Genomic DNA, 12,262 nt, shown 5'->3' with positions numbered 1-12,262 from the left:
GCTTGCCGCCTGCAACTGGCAGGCAAGAGACCAACAGGGTCGCCGCAATCTTGGGGGTTGCGGCGCCCCTGTTTCTTTTTGTGCCTGTGCCGCCCCACAGGAGGGGTTATGGCTCGAAGTGGACGGCCCCGGAGGGGGCCAGGGCCTGGCGGATGCTGGTGAGGTGCCCGGGCATGAGTTCGGGAAGTTCATCGAGGCTGAACCAGCCAACGGCCAGCGATTCGTCGTCATTGACCCTGGCCTCGCCGGAGACGTAACGGCACAGGAACACGACGTCCAGGAACTCGCAGACGTCGCCATTGGGGTAGGTGACCGGGCCTACTGCGCCCACGGACACCACGCGTTCTGCCTCCGCCACCACGGCCGTTTCCTCAAAAATCTCCCGGACCAGGCCCCGCGCGGGCTGCTCCCCCGGATCCAGCATCCCGCTGACGAGCGCCCACTGCCGGTTGTCCGCCCGTTGGGCCAGCAGGATCCGGCCGGCATCATCCACCACCACACCCCTGACCCCGGGAACCCAGAGGGGATCGTTGCCGATCTTCTTGCGCAGCTTCAGGACGTATTCGGGTGCAGGCATAACCACAGCCTATCCAACAGGTCCTTGAGGCACCGCAGAGCGCTCAGGCGGGCAGCAGCATGGCGGCTGCGGCCCCGGCGAGCATGAACGGACCGAACGGGATGGACGACTTCAGGGTTCCCCGCCGGGCCGCCAGCAGCGCCAGGGACCACAGGCCGCCCAGCAGGAAAGCCAGGAAGGTTCCCGCGAACAGGTGCCCCCAGCTGAGGTAGCCAAGGTACATCCCCAGTACTCCAGCGAGCTTGACGTCGCCAAAGCCCATGCCCGGCGGATAGATGAACCGGAGGACGAAATAGAACAGCCACAGCACTCCTGCCCCGGCCACCACGCGAAGGGCAGGGACGGCCAGGATCCCGCCGGTGTTCTCCGCCGCAGGGCCGGCCCAGGTTGCCGCGGCGGCTGCCAGCAGGAGCGCCCCGGCTACTCCGTAGGACGGGAAGACGATCTTGTTGGGCAGGAGGTGGTGCCGGACATCGATGATGGTGAGCCGGACGGCCATCACCGCAAAGTACAGGCAGGCCGCCAGGACCAGCCAGAAGGCCAGCGGGGTGTGCTGCCAGAGGTCGCCGAGTCGTCCGATCACTCCTCGGATGCTACTGGATCCACCCATTCCAGCCGTAGCGCCCCCGCGTAAAATGTGGATATGTCCACCTGGGACTCCCGCCGCCGCCCGGATCCGGGCCCTCCAGCCGCCCCCGCGGACCTGGCCGGCATGTTCCGGAACCTGTGCCGTTCATCCCCTTGGAAGTGGCAGTCGCTGAGGTTTGAGTACTGGGACCAGGCCTTTGAGTCAGCACCGGCTCCCGGCGCTCCCTTTGTCCGTGCCTGGTTGCGGCGGCCCGGCGCGCTCAGGCTGGAAAGCCCGGAAGGCCTGGTCCTGCACAGCACCACGGGCATCAACGATTCCAGGGCCGATTTCTATGTGAGGGCCACCCGAAAATCCTGGCTCCTGCCTCCCCACCTGCTCACCCCGGTCTACGACGACGGCGGCCTGGTGCGCCGCCGTCCCGAAGCTGCCTACGGCGAACCCGGGTTCGGCAACGGCCGTTTTGCGGCTGCGCTTGACCCCGTGGAACTCGCCGGCAATGCCCCCGTACCCATCGAATTCCCCGGCAGCAACGCCCTGGATATCCGTGAGGTCCGGCAGGTCGATCACGAAGGCCGGCCCGCCCTGGAAGCCGTAGTGGCTCCCAACGCCGCCTACCGGCCCGTTGACCCGGCCGCTCCCCTGTGCCTTCCGGGCACTTCCCGGCTCCGCGTGGACGCCGGCACCGGCGTATGCGTCTCCAGCACGTCTCTCGAGGCCGGCTCGGAGGCATACGGCCACTGGATCCGGATCCTTGCCGTGGACGAATACATGCTCGATGACCTGTTCCTCGCCCAGTCCATGAACCTCACCGACGTCCGCAAACACATCAGCTGGGACATTCCCGCCTGAGCGTGACAGGTCCTCCTGGCCCCCGGTCGGCTAGGCTTCGCGGATGACGACGATGAGCTCCATCTGGCCCCTGTTCGACCTCACCCTCACCACGCCCCGGCTGGAACTCCGTCCCATCACCGACCAGGACATCCCCGCAGCCGTCGACGCCGCCCGCAGTGGGATCCACCAGCCGGACAGGAACCCTTTCAGCACCCCCTGGACCGAGCTTCCCGACGACGAGCTCGGCCCCAACATGGCCCGCTGGTACTGGCGCTGCAGGGCCGAATGCACGCCGGAGAACTGGACGCTGCTTTTGGGTATCTGGCACGACGGCCAGTTCATCGGCTGCCAGGACGTGGGCGCCAAGGACTTCGCAGCACGGAAGACAGTCAGCACCGGCTCCTGGCTCAAGCAGTCCGTCCAGGGCCGTGGCCTGGGCAAGGAGATGCGTGCCGCCGTCGTCCTCTGGGCCTTCGACTGGCTCGGCGCAGAAGTCGCCGAATCCGAAGCCGCCGCCTGGAACGAAGCCTCCCTCGGCGTCTCCCGCTCCCTCGGCTACGAACTCAACGGCACCACCCGCAAAGCCTGGGGCACCAAAGTCGAAACACTCCAGCACGTCCGCCTCACCCCGGACACGTTCAAGCGCCCCGACTGGGAACTGAAGGTAGAGGGCCACGAGGCGGCGGCCAAGTTCCTCAAGGTGACTTGACTACACAAGGCCGGCCCAAGTCCTTCGCGTAGGAGCGCATCGCCGACCAGAGCGTTGCGCAGGTCGCCCAGCGACCGCAGGTGCCCCCACGCGGTGTAAGCGTCGTCCCGAGGGACCCCACGCGAGCTTGCGAGCGTTGGGAAGGAACCTACGCGCTAAGCGACGGCGAAGGGCTTGGGGTGGACGTACCCGGCCACGGACACGCACGAAGGCCGTGGCCCGGCGAACCCGGCCACGGCCCCTTGCTTAGGTGAGGTCAGCCCTCCAGGAGCTCTGTCACCAGGGCGGCGATTGGCGAGCGTTCCGAGCGGGTCAGGGTGACGTGGCCGAAGAGCGGGTGTCCTTTCAGGGTCTCGACGACGGCGGCGATCCCGTCGTGGCGTCCGACGCGGAGGTTGTCACGCTGGGCGACGTCGTGGGTGAGGACGATCTTGGAGTTCTGTCCCATGCGGCTCATGACCGTGAGGAGGACGTTCTTTTCGAGGGACTGGGCCTCGTCCACGATCACGAAGGCGTCGTGGAGGGAGCGTCCGCGGATGTGGGTGAGGGGCATGACCTCGAGCATGCCGCGGTCCATGACCTCCTCCACCACTTCCTGGCTGACCAGGGCACCGAGGGTGTCAAAGACTGCCTGCGCCCACGGGTTCATCTTCTCGGACTCCGAACCCGGCAGGTAGCCCAGCTCCTGGCCGCCCACCGCATAGAGGGGCCGGAAGACGATCACTTTGCGGTGTTCGCGGCGCTCCAGCACCGCCTCAAGGCCTGCACAGAGGGCCAGTGCGGATTTGCCGGTGCCGGCGCGTCCACCGATCGAGACGATGCCGACGGCGGGATCCATGAGCATGTCGATGGCCAGCCGCTGCTCGGCGGACCGGCCGTGGAGTCCGAACACGTCGCGGTCGCCCTTGACCAGGCGCACCTGCTTGTCGGCACCTACCCGGCCCAGCGCCGAGCCGCGGTTGGAGAGCAGCACCAGCCCGGTGTTGACGGGCAGTTCGGCGGCGGCTGGGATGAAGACGGGCTCGTGGCCGTACAGGGTCGCGATCTCCTGCTCGTCGGCTTCGATTTCGGCGACACCAGTCCAGCCGGAGTCCTTGACCAGTTCGTTGCGGTACTCGTCGGCGGTGAGCCCCATGGCTGAGGCTTTGACCCGCATGGGCAGGTCTTTGGAGACGACGGTGACGTCGCGTCCCTCGTTGGCCAGGTTCTTGGCCACGGCGAGGATGCGGCTGTCGTTGTCGCCGCTGCGGAAGCCCAGCGGCAGTACCTCTGCGGAGATGTGGTTGAGCTCCACCATGAGCGTGCCGCCCTCATCGCCGATGGGCAGGGGCTGGTTCAGACCGCCATGCTTGACCCGGAGATCGTCCAAAAGCCGAAGGGCCTTCCGGGCGAAGTAGCCCAGCTCGGGGTCGTGCCGCTTGGCTTCGAGTTCGGTGATGACGACGACGGGGACAACCACCTCGTGTTCGGCGAACCGCAGGAGAGCGCGGGGATCGGAGAGCAGGACGGAGGTGTCGATGACGAAGGTGTGGATGTCGGCTTCCCTTCCGGAGACAGCAAAACCGGCCGCAGCATCAGTTGCCGCGCCGGTTTCAAAGGTGGTTCGCTCATCGCGAGAGGTAGCTTTCCCGCCCTGTCCAACCAGGACCTCGGGCAGTTGTTCAGAAGTAGCCACATCGACTCCAGCCCCGGGCGCAAGCCCGGAATTGTTATTGGTGAGGCGGCTCGGCCACGAGGCCGGATCCGGCCTCCCATACAACCGGTGCGATGTTTCGCTCCATGTACTGGCCTCCCCGATCAGCCGGCGGTTTTGCCTGCTGATGGATATAACGTAAATCCACTGAGGGTGATTTCCGCAACTATTTGGCGGCGATTTCTCCGGCGGATGTATGAACTCCTGGTGAACCTGGTGTTTCAGGCGCCGAAGCGCCGCTGCCGGCCCGCGTAGTCCCGCAGGGCACGGAGGAAATCCACCTTGCGGAAGGCCGGCCACAGGGCCTCGCAGAAGTAGAACTCGCTGTAGGCGCTTTGCCACATGAGGAAGCCTGAAAGCCGCTGCTCCCCCGACGTCCTGATGACCAGGTCGGGGTCGGGCTGGCCCCGGGTGTAGAGGAAGCGTGAAATGTCATCGACACACAGGTCATCGGCAAGCTTGGAGATGTCCATGCCCTTGGCGACGGCATCATGCAGCAGTTCCCGGACGGCGTCCACGATCTCCCGGCGGCCCCCGTACCCCACGGCCACGTTGACGTGGATCTTCTCCCGGACGGGGGTCCTGGCCGTGAGCTTGTTGAGCCGCTCGGCCAGGTAGTCGGGGAGCAGCTCAGGAGCACCCATGGCGTGGACAGAAATGTTGGCGTCCTCGTCCAGCCGGTCCAGCGTGTTGGCGATGATGCCCATGAGGAGGTCGAGTTCCTCACTGGAGCGGTTCATGTTGTCTGTGGACAGCATGTACAGCGTCACCACTTTGACGCCGAGCTCCTGGCACCAGCCGAGGAATTCATGGATCTTGTCAGCGCCGGCCTGGTGGCCCTGGCTGGTGGGTGCATTGAACTGTTTGGCCCAGCGGCGGTTGCCGTCCACCATGACACCGATGTGCCGGGGAATACGGTCCCGCGGGAGGTCCTTGAGCAGCCGGCGCTCGTAATAGCCATAGAGGAACCCGGGTAACTCCACGCGTCCACTCACCTGACTTTCCTGCCGTACGTACATCCACATCCTAGGCTACCGCCCGCGGAACACCGGGACCTGCAGCACGGGACGACAGTCCTTCCGGCGTTGTTACCGACGGGTAACTTACCTGGCCGTAAGTTATTCTGGTGGCATGAACAGCGACTCCCCCAAGGCCTCCCCGGCACCCCGGCCGGAGGACCGGAACGCGGGCCCGGAACCGGAATCCAGCGCCGTGGATGATGCCGCCGTCCGCCTGGCGGAACTGCTCATGATCAAACCGAAGTGGCGGGGCTGGATCCACACGGTAGCGGCGCCGCTGGCCCTGGCCGCAGGCATCATCCTGGTGGCCCTTGCCCCCACTACGGACCGCAGGATCACCTCGGCCGTCTACGCCGCCACCGGCGTCCTGCTGTTCGGAGTCAGCGCCGTTTACCACCGCGGCAACTGGTCCCCGCGGGTGAAGCTCGTCCTGAAGCGGCTGGACCACACCAACATCATGCTGGTGATCGCCGGTACGTACACACCGCTGGCGTGGACACTCCTGGAACGCCAGCAGGCAGTTGTGCTCCTATGGGTAATCTGGACCGGGGCCATCCTTGGCGTGCTGTTCCGGCTGCTGTGGACTGACGCGCCCCGCTGGCTCTACGTGCCCATCTACATCGCGCTGGGCTGCGGCGCCCTGTTCTACCTGCCGCAGTTCTTCCAGGCAAGCGTCCCCGCGGCCGTACTGATCTGCGTGGGCGGCGTCCTCTACATCACCGGCGCGGTTTTCTATGCCCTGAAAAAGCCAAATATCAGTTACTACCACTTCGGGTTCCACGAACTGTTCCACGCATTGACGGTGTTCGCCTTCGCCGCCCACTTCGTGGCGATCGCGCTGGCGGTCCTCTCCTAGGGACTGCACGTCCCCTGGCACAGGCCTACTCGCGCGGCCGCGAAAGCCCGTCCGCCGGACCGTTTCCGTTGGAATTCTGTGCAGAAGGGTTCGCAGACGGGTGCGTGCCGCCGTCGAGCCCGTCCTGGGCGTCCGCGGCGTCAACGTCGGCCGCAGCCGCCGCCATGCGCTCTTCCTCCACCTGGGCGCGGTAACGCACCCTGCGGATCCGCCGCACCATGTCCACAATGAGCAGGGCGGTTGCCACCACAAAGAAGGCCGTCATGATGAACCCCAGCAGGCCCGGCGTCACCTGGTCCTCCGAGATGCCGTCCCTGAGCGTTGGGGTCGGCATCGGGGTCGGTGTAGTGGCGAGGGCGAGGAGCAGAGAATGCACGGTGGATACCTTCTGGTGGAACGGATGCAGCAGGCAGCGGACGAAAGGGGCCGTCACCGGCCTATCTTCTACGCGGGATAGAAATAGCCTGCCTGTCTATCTTAGCCCGGTAAACAGATCCTTTTCAGGGAGCTCCGAGTGCACCCGCGAGTGGATCAGCGAATAGTCCTCCCATGGCCAGACGCGGCGCTGCATGTCCGGCGAAACAGCAAAGAAGAACCCGAGGGGGTCCACCTGTGTTCGGTGGGACCGCAGCGCGTCGTCGCGCGTTTCAAAGAAGTCGCCGCAATCGATCTGCGTGGTGGTGGGGTGCGCCGCCGGCGGCGGGGTGTGCCCCTCGGCGTCGGACTCCAGCCAGGCAGCCAGGCGTTCAGCGTAGGGCGACTGCAGCCCTGCCTCTTCCAAGGCAAAGTGCAGCGCCCGGAACCGCTCGGGGCTGAAGGCGCGGTCGTAGTAGAGCTTGCTGGGTTCCCAGGCCTCCCCGGCGTCCGGATAGCGGTTGGGATCGCCGGCGGCCTCGAAGGCTTCAACAGCTACTCTGTGCGCCATTATGTGGTCCGGGTGCGGGTACCCGCCGTTCTCGTCATAGCTGAGGATGACGTGCGGCTTGAAGGAGCGGACCAGCCGAACCAGGGGCGCTGCCGCCTGGTGCAGCGGCAAGGTGGCGAAGGAGCCGGCGGGGAGCGGCGGCAGCGGGTCGCCTTCGGGAAGGCCCGAGTCGACAAAGCCGAGCCACCTCTGGCGGATGCCCAGGATGGCAGCGGCCCGCTGCATCTCGAGCCGCCGGGCGCCTGCCATGTCACGCTTGGGGTGCGGTTCACCTTCGACGGCGGGGTTTTGGATGTCGCCCCGGGAGCCGTCCGTGCAGGTTGCTACCAGGACGTCCACTCCGGCGGCAGCGTACATCGCCATGGTCGCAGCACCCTTGCTGGATTCGTCGTCCGGGTGGGCATGGACCGCGAGCAGCCGAAGCGGCACCTGGGAGTTGCTGGACGCTGTCATGGAAGGGACGGCTCCTTATTCTTCTTCTGCGGCTTGTGGCAGCTGACGGATCGTGGTCGCGGGGCATTGCCTCACGGGCAGTAGCAGCCACCGCAAGGCGGCGGCGGAAAGGGCACTAAACTGGTCTGGTGACTTCCCCGGACCAGCCGGCCCAACCCGCGCCCGCAGACTCTAGCCTAGCCAATCGGTATGGTGCTAAAAAGCGCCGGCTCTCCCCCAAGGGCGCCCGCGCTGTAATCGCCGTCGCGCTGGCCGTGGGAATCGGCTTCCTGGCCTGGGTCACCACCTCCAATTCGCTTTCCGGCGTGACGTACAAGGACGTGGGGTACAGCACCACCGATGCCACGCTTGCCGAGGTGGACTTCCAGGTCACCCGCGAACCGGCCAACCCGGTCAAGTGCGCCGTAAAGGCCCTTGATTCCAAATTTGCCGTGGTGGGCTGGAAAGTGGTGGACATTCCGCCAACCGCCGGCAATGGAACTCCCGACGGCGGCAGGACAGTGGCCCAGCGCGTCACCTTGCGCACGGAGTCGGCGTCCGTCTCCGGCGTGGTGGACAGCTGTTGGATCCCCGGCGCAGAGTCTTGAGGCATGTGATCTGCGACGCTTCCCTGTTGGGTTATCTCCAGAGGATTGACTACAATGGAGAGATACCTTTACCCCGCTGAGCTGGTTACTGTTCCACAAGTGGCCACCGTGGCGGGGTCTTTTGCATGTAGGACCACTAGAGGAGAAGTCCGTGTCTACCACCAACAGCGCATCTGCAGCCTGGCTGACCCAGGAAGCTTTTGACCGCCTGAAGGCAGAGCTGGACCACCTTTCCGGCGCAGGCCGGGCGGAGATCGTCCAGAAGATTGAAGCAGCGCGGCAAGAGGGGGACCTCAAGGAGAACGGGGGCTACCACGCAGCAAAGGAGGAGCAGGGCAAGATCGAGGCCCGCATCCGCCAGCTGACGGTGCTGCTCCGTGATGCCCATGTGGGTGAAGCGCCTGCCGATGACGGCATCGTGGAACCCGGCATGATCGTGGTCGCCAGGATCGCCGGTGACGAGGAGACCTTCCTGCTGGGCTCGCGCGAGATCGCCGGCGACTCGGACCTGGATGTCTTCAGCGAGAAGTCGCCGCTGGGTTCAGCCATCCTGGGCCACAAGGAGGGCGAGAGCCTCAGCTACGTTGCGCCCAACGGCAAGGACATCAAGGTGGAGATCCTCTCCGCCAAGCCCTACACGGGCTAGTCCTGAACCCTGCCCGCACAAGGCGTGCGGCAGGGGCAGGAAGCATTCCAGCTGAAGAGCGGCGGCTGTCCCCCATCGGGACGGCCGCCGCTCTTCTTTAAGTTCCTATGGATGCAGCCGCCGGGGGCCTGCCGTCAGAGCCCCCGGGCAATTGCCGGGGTACGCGGACGAAGCAGCAGGGCGGCCACCACCCCGCCGGCAGCACCGCCAAGATGCGCCTGCCAGCTGACGTAGCCGGCTACGAACGGCAAGGCGCCGAGCAGAATGCTGCCGTAGCCCATGAAGAGAACCACGGCGAGCAGGATCTGACGCCAGCTGCGGTTGAAGAACCCACGCACCAGCAGGAAAGCGAAAAGCCCGAACACCAGGCCGGATGCACCCACCGTAACACCGTTCCCGATGAGCCAGACTGTCAGGCCGCTGCCGAGCCAGCTGAAAGCCAGGGCGGTAAGGAAGACGCGCAGCCCGGAGAGGAACACCAGGAAGCCGAAGATCACCAGGGGCAGGCTGTTGGACAGGAGATGATTCAGGTTTGCATGCAGGAGCGGGAAGGTAAAGATGTCCAGCAGCCCGTCGGGGCTCCTGGGGCGCAGGCCGAACGTCCGGGTGAGGGCGCCCATCATCAGCGTGTTGACCACTTCGATGGCGAACAGCAGGACCAGGAAACCGCCCAGCACGACCAGTCCGCCCTTCGCGCGGGCCGCGATGGTCTGCCGCTCGGGGCTGCGCCCGTTACCCGGAAATCCGTTACCCAGTCCGGCCATGGCCGCTCCTAATGCACCACGATCGGCTGGAAGCCCTCGGCGCGCAGAGCGCTGAGGACCTGCTCCCCGTGCTGGTGTCCCTTGGTTTCCAGGTTCACGGTGATGGAGACGTCACCCATGCTGATGGAACCCCCCACCCTGGTGTGGTCAAGGCCGGTGACGTTGGCGTCGTTTTCGGCGATGATGCGGGCAATGGTGGCCAGCGAGCCGGGTCGGTCGTCAAGCATCATGCGGACCGTCATATACCGGCCTGCAGCGGAGAGGCCGCGCTGGATGACCTTGAGCATCAGCATGGGATCGATGTTGCCGCCGGACAGCACGGCCACCGTGGTGCCCGGGTTCTCGATCTTGCCATCCATAAGGGCGGCGACCCCCACTGCGCCGGCGGGTTCCACCACCATCTTGGCCCGTTCCAGCAGGAAGATCAGGGCGCGGGCCAGGGAGTCCTCGCTGACCGTGACCACATCGTCCACCAGTTCCCGGATGATGCTGAAGGGCAGTTGCCCCGGCCGCCCGACGGCGATGCCGTCCGCCATGGTGGAGACCTTCTTGAGCGGCACCAGCGCATCTGCGGCGAGCGAGGGCGGGTAGGCGGCAGCGTTCTCCGCCTGGACGCCGATAATCCGGATCTCACGGCCAAGTTCGCGGGCGCGGGCCTTGATGGCCACGGCGACTCCTGCCAGGAGGCCCCCGCCGCCTACGCCCATGAGGACGGTGTCCACGTGCGGGACCTGCTCCAGGATCTCCAGGCCCACTGTCCCCTGCCCCGCCACAACATCCACGTTGTCGAACGGATGCACAAAGACCATGCCGGTTTCGTTGCTGTAGCGCTGGGCTTCGGCGAGCGCCTCGTCCACGTTGTGCCCGTGCAGGATAACCTCGGCTCCGTGGCTCCGGGTGGCTGCGAGCTTGGGCAGTGCGACGCCCAGGGGCATGTAGATGCGGGCCTTGATGCCGAGGCTCTTGGCAGCGACTGCGACGCCTTGGGCGTGATTGCCGGCGGATGCCGCCACAACGCCGCGCTTCTTTTCGTCGGGTGACAGCCGGGCCATCCGGACGTAGGCACCCCGGACCTTGAATGAGCCGGCACGCTGCAGGTTCTCGCATTTGAAGTAGACGTCGCCGCCTACCACGCCGCCCAGCGCCCGCGATGACTCCACGGGGGTGCGCGCGATAATCCCGTCAAGCAGCTTCTGCGCCTCAAGGACATCGTCCAGTGTGACGGGAAGGGTTTCAAGGATCTTCACGGACTACTCTCCTCTGGGTTCTGCCCCGGGGCCCTCCGCGGAGGAGGCGCGGGCATCACGGTGTTCGGCTGAAGTGCCGGCCGCCGTGTGCCTCCCCTCGTCGGATGCAGTAGGCGGTTCAACGTCCTGGATAGTGTTGTCCCCGCCCGCTCCGGCTGTGATGGGCTTCCCGGCAATTACCGGCACCTGTTCATGTTCCCACGTTCTGGCGGCGATGTAGCGAACGGCCGAGTTTGCTACGGCCAGGATGGGCACGGAGAACAGCGCCCCGGGGATGCCGGCGAGGTAGGAGCCGGCGGCAACGCTGAGGATCACGGCCACCGGATGGAGCGATACTGCCTTGCCCATCACCAGCGGCTGCAGGATGTGGCCCTCAAGCTGCTGGACCAGGAGGACGATCGCCAGCATGATGAGGGCGTTCACGGGGCCGTTGGCCACCAGGGCCAGGAGGACGGCGACGACGCCGGTCACCAGGGCGCCCACCACCGGGATGAACGAGCCCAGGAACACCAGTACACCGAGGGGCAGCGCAAGCGGGACGCCGATGATGGCGGCGCCCACGCCGATGCCGAGGGCGTCCACTGCCGCTACGAACATCTGGATGCGTGCATAGCTGACCATGGACGCCCAGCCCTTGTGGCCTGCGCCGAACGTGGCGGCCCTGGCCTTGCGCGGAAGCATCCGGACCAGGAACGCCCAGATCCGGTCTCCTTCCAGGAGGAAGAAGATGAGGATGAACAGCGAGAGGAGCATTCCGGCTGCGAAGTGCCCGGCGGTGCTGCCGACGGACAGGGCCCCGCTGACGATGCTGCTGCTGTTGTTCTGCACCGCATCGGTGGCTTCCTTGATGTACTGGTCGATCTGGTCTGCAGTGAGGTGCAGCGGACCTGCGGACAGCCAGTCCTGGACCTGCCGGACGCCTTCAAGTGCCTGCGAATAGAGTTCGCTGAAACCGACGGCCAGTTGCCTGCCCACGAGGGCCAGCGCACCGCCGATGACGCCGATGAAGCCCAGGATTGTCACCGCTACGGCCAGGCCCGCCGGAAGTCCGCGCCGCTTCAGCCAGGCCGTCACCGGGCTGAGGAGTCCGGCGAGGAGGGCGGCCACCATGATGGGGATGATCAGGAGGGTGATATGGCTGAGCAGCCACACCAGCGTCCCGGCCATCAGGAGGATCAGGCCCAGGCGCCACGACCACGAGGCCGCGATGCGGATTCCGTAGGGTATGTCCCTGTCCAGCTCACGGTCGGCCAGGACGCGCAGGGGCGCAGCCGCGGCGGCAGCCGGTGCTGGAGCCGTATGGGCGGGCGCTGGATGGGCAAGGGTAACGTCGTCCTCTTTTGGCGTCATATCCCAATACTTCCCC

At 66.0% G+C, this 12,262-nt stretch carries 14 protein-coding genes; 5 read left to right on the top strand and 9 right to left on the bottom strand.

Annotated features, from left to right (window positions below):
* Positions 1–106: 106 nt before the first annotated feature.
* The gene (locus tag ACFO0G_RS06590; RefSeq protein WP_286402824.1) at positions 107–577 is read right to left on the bottom strand and encodes an NUDIX hydrolase; all 471 of its coding nucleotides are present in this window, start codon (positions 575–577) and stop codon (positions 107–109) included.
* 43 nt (positions 578–620) lie between these two features.
* The gene (locus tag ACFO0G_RS06585; protein WP_286402822.1) at positions 621–1,160 is read right to left on the bottom strand and encodes a prepilin peptidase; all 540 of its coding nucleotides are present in this window, start codon (positions 1,158–1,160) and stop codon (positions 621–623) included.
* Positions 1,161–1,220: 60 nt separating this feature from the next.
* Here ACFO0G_RS06585 and ACFO0G_RS06580 point away from each other — a divergent pair, with 60 nt between their 5' ends.
* Together ACFO0G_RS06580 and ACFO0G_RS06575 are read left to right on the top strand one after the other, a co-directional pair.
* Positions 1,221–2,015 (top strand): hypothetical protein, encoded by a 795-nt coding sequence (locus ACFO0G_RS06580; protein ID WP_376976852.1) that lies wholly within the window; start codon positions 1,221–1,223, stop codon positions 2,013–2,015.
* 43 nt (positions 2,016–2,058) lie between these two features.
* The gene (locus ACFO0G_RS06575) at positions 2,059–2,706 is read left to right on the top strand and encodes a GNAT family N-acetyltransferase (protein WP_286402818.1); all 648 of its coding nucleotides are present in this window, start codon (positions 2,059–2,061) and stop codon (positions 2,704–2,706) included.
* A gap of 256 nt (positions 2,707–2,962) precedes the next feature.
* On the opposite strand, the gene ACFO0G_RS06570 is transcribed toward ACFO0G_RS06575, so the two are convergent.
* Complete coding sequence (locus ACFO0G_RS06570; RefSeq protein WP_376976851.1) at positions 2,963–4,381, bottom strand: PhoH family protein; 1,419 nt, start codon at positions 4,379–4,381, stop codon at positions 2,963–2,965.
* 239 nt (positions 4,382–4,620) lie between these two features.
* Positions 4,621–5,382, bottom strand: coding sequence for an isoprenyl transferase (locus ACFO0G_RS06565; protein ID WP_272910836.1), 762 nt, complete (start codon positions 5,380–5,382; stop codon positions 4,621–4,623).
* 148 nt (positions 5,383–5,530) lie between these two features.
* Between ACFO0G_RS06565 and trhA the strand changes: the two genes are divergently transcribed.
* Positions 5,531–6,274 carry a PAQR family membrane homeostasis protein TrhA gene (gene trhA / locus ACFO0G_RS06560; protein ID WP_376976850.1) on the top strand — a complete coding sequence of 248 codons (744 nt, stop codon included), beginning with the start codon at positions 5,531–5,533 and terminating at the stop codon, positions 6,272–6,274.
* A gap of 25 nt (positions 6,275–6,299) precedes the next feature.
* On the opposite strand, the gene ACFO0G_RS06555 is transcribed toward trhA, so the two are convergent.
* Both ACFO0G_RS06555 and mca read right to left on the bottom strand, forming a co-directional pair.
* Positions 6,300–6,650 carry a hypothetical protein gene (locus tag ACFO0G_RS06555; RefSeq protein WP_376976849.1) on the bottom strand — a complete coding sequence of 117 codons (351 nt, stop codon included), beginning with the start codon at positions 6,648–6,650 and terminating at the stop codon, positions 6,300–6,302.
* A gap of 96 nt (positions 6,651–6,746) precedes the next feature.
* Positions 6,747–7,652, bottom strand: a complete 906-nt coding sequence (gene mca / locus ACFO0G_RS06550) for a mycothiol conjugate amidase Mca (protein WP_286402814.1) — start codon at positions 7,650–7,652, stop codon at positions 6,747–6,749.
* Between the two features lie 128 nt (positions 7,653–7,780).
* Between mca and ACFO0G_RS06545 the strand changes: the two genes are divergently transcribed.
* Positions 7,781–8,239: a DUF4307 domain-containing protein gene (locus tag ACFO0G_RS06545; RefSeq protein WP_376976848.1), complete on the top strand. Its 459-nt coding sequence runs from the start codon at positions 7,781–7,783 to the stop codon at positions 8,237–8,239.
* A 151-nt stretch (positions 8,240–8,390) separates the two neighbouring features.
* Positions 8,391–8,885, top strand: a complete 495-nt coding sequence (gene greA, locus ACFO0G_RS06540; RefSeq protein WP_286402811.1) for a transcription elongation factor GreA — start codon at positions 8,391–8,393, stop codon at positions 8,883–8,885.
* Between the two features lie 134 nt (positions 8,886–9,019).
* Here greA and ACFO0G_RS06535 read toward each other — a convergent pair whose 3' ends face one another.
* From ACFO0G_RS06535 to ACFO0G_RS06525, 3 genes are read right to left on the bottom strand one after another with little or no spacing between them, the layout of a single operon-like run.
* Positions 9,020–9,649 carry a rhomboid family intramembrane serine protease gene (locus ACFO0G_RS06535; protein WP_286402809.1) on the bottom strand — a complete coding sequence of 210 codons (630 nt, stop codon included), beginning with the start codon at positions 9,647–9,649 and terminating at the stop codon, positions 9,020–9,022.
* Between the two features lie 8 nt (positions 9,650–9,657).
* A complete protein-coding gene (gene ilvA / locus ACFO0G_RS06530; RefSeq protein ID WP_286402807.1) occupies positions 9,658–10,896 on the bottom strand; it encodes a threonine ammonia-lyase in 1,239 nt (412 codons plus the stop codon).
* A gap of 3 nt (positions 10,897–10,899) precedes the next feature.
* A complete protein-coding gene (locus ACFO0G_RS06525) occupies positions 10,900–12,246 on the bottom strand; it encodes an AI-2E family transporter (protein WP_376976847.1) in 1,347 nt (448 codons plus the stop codon).
* Positions 12,247–12,262 lie beyond the last annotated feature (16 nt).

Source organism: Arthrobacter sedimenti (assembly GCF_042652025.1).
In the GTDB taxonomy this organism is placed as follows: domain Bacteria; phylum Actinomycetota; class Actinomycetes; order Actinomycetales; family Micrococcaceae; genus Arthrobacter; species Arthrobacter sedimenti.
The sequence above is the reverse complement of the archived record's forward strand: the minus strand, read 5'-3'. Positions and strand labels throughout refer to the sequence as shown.